Annotated in this window: 1 protein-coding gene; it reads right to left on the minus strand. The window is 74.3% G+C overall.

The genetic code is table 11. The annotated features are described in order from the left end of the window. Window positions 1-2,205 (minus strand): glycosyltransferase (locus tag AAHG09_RS31705; RefSeq protein WP_342112307.1); only part of this gene is annotated, 2,205 nt, incomplete at both ends.

Consider the following 2,205-nt stretch of genomic DNA (forward strand, 5'->3'; position numbering starts at 1 on the left):
CGATCTGCAGCAGCACCACGGGCGTGCCCTCGGCGCGCGCCTGGGCGATCAGGTCGTCGAGGTGGCGCTGGATGCCCCCGCCCCAGCTGTGGGTGACGAACAGCAGCGCCCGGCCGGACAGGTGCCGCGCCAGCCGCGCCAGGTCGAGCCGGGCCCGGCCCTGGCGTCCGGGATCGGCCTGGACGAACTGGCCGACCCGGGCGAGGTAGTCGGGGTGCTTGGACAGGAGCGCGGCCTGGCCCTGGTCGTAGGCGCCCCCGCCGCCGCCGCCCTCCGCGCCGAACGAGATCTGGCCGGCGTGGTAGACGTAGACGTCCTCGGCCAGGAGGTTGCGGAAGCCCGCCTTCTCGGCGCGCAGGCACCAGTCGTTCTCCTCGCCGTAGCCGCGCCCGAAGGCCTCGGCGTCGAGCTCGCCCACGGCGTCGAGGGCTTGCGCGGTCATGTACATGCAGAAGCCGACGCCGGTGGGCACGGGCAGGCTGCGGCCGGGGTTGGTCGCGGCGGCGAGGCGGTCGAGGTCGGGCGGTGCGATCTCGAGGGGCATGGTGTTGTTGGCGTTGAAGCGCGGGTAAGAGCAGATGGTGGCGTTGTTGGACAGGGGCGTGACGCTGCCCACGCGGGGGTCTGCCGGACCGGCTGCGCCCGCCTCGGTGGGTTCGGCGTGGGCGACGAGGCGGTCGAGCCAGTCGCCGAACACCTCGGCGTCGGAGTTGAGCAGGACGACGGCGCGGCCCTGGCGGAGGCCGAGCGCGCGGTTGACCGATCGGACGAAGCCGAGGTTGGTGGCGTTCTCGACGAGGTGGAACAGGCCGCGGGCGGCGAGCTGCGCGAGCTCCGCGGTGAGCTGCGGGTCGGGGGATCGGTCGTTGACGGCGAGCAGGGTGAAGGGGGTTGCCTGGGGCCGGGACAGGCAGGCGTGCAGCGCGCGCAGGGTCTCGCCGCGTCCCTTGTAGACGGGCATGATGACGAGCACGCGGGCGTCGGCGATGGGCCGGGCCTGGGGCAGGTGCTCCCAGTCGTGCGGGTCGGGGGCGGTGAGCGGCGGCAGGGTCCCGAGATCCTCAGGCGCGCCCATCAGGCCGGCGGCGCGGCCCGCGCGCACGTAGTGCAGGAACGGCGATTCCCCCGGGGCGAACAGGTGGCCGTAGGTCTCCTCGTAGAACGCGATGGAGAAGGTCTTGCTCGGGTCGCGGCCCTCGTGCTGGCCGTAGGCGACGAAATGGGCGAGCGGGCCGCCGGCCGCGTTCGCGGTGTCGGGATAGCGCTTGGTGTAGTAGGCGGCGTCGAAATGGGGTGCGATCAGGCGCATCGCGTCTTCGAGCGCTGCCTCCCGTGTATCCGGCGCGCCGTAGCGCGGCTCGAAGGCGCCGGCCGCGATGTCGGCGCCGTGCAGCAAGGCCGTCGCCAGGAAGTGGACGAAGGGCGCCAAGCCGGTCTCGCGGACCCCCGGATGCGCCGCCAGATAGGCCTGCCCGTTGAAATCGGGCCTGGGGTTTCGCCCGAGGCGCCAGCCGGTGTCGCAATAGTCGCGCACCGCGTCCGCCTCCGCGGCGAGGCCGTAGCGCGCCCGGTAGAAGCCGTGGTCGAAGTGCCCCGCGATCAATTGCGCCTGACGGTCCAGCCGCTCCGCCCGGTCGTCGGCCCGATCCTCAGTCCCCCGCCCGATCGCCCCGAGCCAGCCCGTGTCCTCCACAGGCGCCTGGCCCGGCCGCAGCCCGCACACCCGCAGCAGCGCGTCGAGGGTCGAGCGACCCGGGCCCGGATCGCGCAGCTCCCGCCAGCCCGAACCGGCAAAGTGCAGGTACGGCGCCTGTGAGCCGACATCCGGGTAGGTCGCCCGGTACCAGTCCGCGTCCACCGCCGGCACGGCCAGGCGCCCGGCCTCCGCGAACGGCTCGGCCCCACCCAGGCGCGTCTCGGCCACGTAGCGGAAGAACGGGTCGTCCCGGACTGCCCGGCTGCCGGCCCGCGCCTGCACGAAGCCCGCCGGGTCGAAGTCCGGCCGCGGGCTGACGAACGCCCGCCAGCCGCCCTCCACGTAGGACCGCAGCAGCTCGGCATCCGAAGCCTCCGCCAGCGCGTCCGCCCGGGCTTCGCTCAGGCCGGCCCGGTAGTGGGCGGCGTCGAAGTAGGGCGCCAGGGTCGCGACCCGCAGGGCGAGGCCGGCGTCCCGGTCCGGGCGGGCGGGGCCGCCGTTGAGCACGT

It is taken from the genome of Methylobacterium guangdongense (genome assembly GCF_038442355.1).
GTDB classification, from domain to species: Bacteria; Pseudomonadota; Alphaproteobacteria; order Rhizobiales; family Beijerinckiaceae; genus Methylobacterium; species Methylobacterium guangdongense.